This is a genomic window from Corynebacterium hiratae (genome assembly GCF_009708045.1).
Lineage (GTDB): Bacteria > Actinomycetota > Actinomycetes > Mycobacteriales > Mycobacteriaceae > Corynebacterium > Corynebacterium hiratae.
Genome location: NZ_VIOG01000029.1, coordinates 1 through 1,892, shown reverse-complemented (window position 1 = coordinate 1,892; position 1,892 = coordinate 1). Strand labels below are relative to the sequence as shown.

The 1,892-nt window shown below is 53.1% G+C and carries 2 protein-coding genes; both read left to right on the top strand.

Annotated features, from left to right (window positions below):
- On the top strand, positions 1-881 hold an 881-nt coding region (locus FME68_RS12885), incomplete at its 5' end, for an ISL3 family transposase (protein ID WP_158397779.1).
- Positions 882-928: 47 nt separating this feature from the next.
- Positions 929-1,892 (top strand): DUF4365 domain-containing protein (locus FME68_RS12880; RefSeq protein WP_158397778.1); only part of this gene is annotated, 964 nt, incomplete at its 3' end.

Genomic DNA, 1,892 nt, shown 5'->3' with positions numbered 1-1,892 from the left:
ATGCCTGCCGCCAGCTTGTCTACGGCGACCCGCACCACCTCGACGGGGTTCGCATCCTCGGAGTCGATGAACATGTATGGAAACACACCAGAAAACCAGGCCAGGCATCAAACCTGGTGACCATACTTGTTGACCTCACCCCGTTGGTGGACGGGCGTGGGCCTGCTCGTTTGTTAGACATGCGACCGGGCAGGTCGGCAGATGTGCTCAGCGGGTGGCTTAAGGAGCGCGACCCCAGCTTCCGGGAGCAGATACAGGTGGTGACAATGGATGGGTTTACCGGATATGCCACCGCAGTCGAGGAGCAACTACCACAAGCTGACAAAGTCATGGACCCTTTCCATGTGGTGCATCTAGCAGCCGACAAACTCACCAGTTGCCGACAGCGACTCCAACGTGAGACCACCGGGCGCCGCGGACGCAAAGATGATCCGCTGTACAAGCACCGGCGCACCCTGTTGACCAGGACGAATTATCTCACCGAGCGGCAAAAGCACCGCTTAGAGATGTTGTGGGCCACCGATGATGACTACGTGGCCCTAGAAGTAACGTGGCTGCTCTACCAAGACATGATCGCAGCGTACGCGCATCCGAAGAAATCGGAGGGCAAAAAGCTCATGAAACGCATCATCCACACCCTGCGTAAAGGATTACCGAAAGGCTTAGAAGAGCTCGCCCAACTGGGACGCACCCTGTGGCGTCGACGCAAAGATGTGCTCGCCTACTTCGATATCGGTGCATCCAACGGCCCCGTCGAGGCGATCAACGGCAGACTCGAACACTTACGCGGCATCGCCCTAGGATTTAAAAACCTCAACCACTACATCTTGCGGAGCCTGATCCACTCCGGACAACTACAGGAGAAAATCAACGCACTCTAAAACCGGAAGGGCCATCGAAGCCCGTCCCTTTCTTTTAATGTGTTCGTATGCCTTTCTATTCTCCCGCCGTTCCTGAAGCTCGCGATATCGGTGCCGCTGGCGAAGCACTCTTTGAATCGATTGTCCAAACGTGGGGATGGAAAATTCTCAGACCAACTGTAGATTACGGTCTCGACCGGTTTATTGTTCCCCCTAAACCGGACGGAACGATCGATAACGCGATTTTTTGTGCACAGGTTAAGACAGGATCCTCTTGGTTCAAGGAGCCGGTAAAGCGCAAAAACACAGCAGATTTTGACGGTTGGTGGTTTAGACCGGACCAGAAACAACTTGACGAATGGCTTGAAAGCCGGCTGCCCGTGGCTATCATCTTAGTAGATCTCGAAAATGCAATCTGGTACTGGCAAGAAATCTGTGCTGAGAACGTCCAAAAAGCAGGAAAAACTTCTAAAATCTTCGTACCTAGGTACCAAAACTCGAGGGACGCTGTTCCCACCCAAGAAGCTTTGATCCGCCTTTCAGAAAAAAGCAGTTCGAAGCTACGAAACTTTGCTGAGATCTGGTCGACACCATACTTAACAGGCAACGCCCTCATCCGGCAGACAGTTCTCTTGCCGAAGTTGTCCTATACTCAAATTTCTCATTCGAGAGAAGAAATCGGCATACAGGAAGCCCTTGCCTACCTTCTGTCAGGCCAAGCTAGGTGGTTATCTTCGCTCTACCTCAGTTCTCTTGATCTGTTTACAAGCAACGAGAAACGAAGGCGATTCATAGCTTGGCCGCAGGACGCTAGACTATTCAGAAAAGTCCTTAACTACCTTGGGGTCGATTTGGACACGTCTCGAATAGAGCTCTTAGAAGGACCCACAGCAGCTGAAGCAGATTGTCAGATGCGGGTTTTTGGTACCGGTGTTCCGGAGACCCGGTACTGCCGGGTTCCGGGTAGTTGGTACCGGGGCCGGGCCGACGGAGTCGGCCCGGCTGTTTGCTTTATTCGTCCGGTTCTATTGG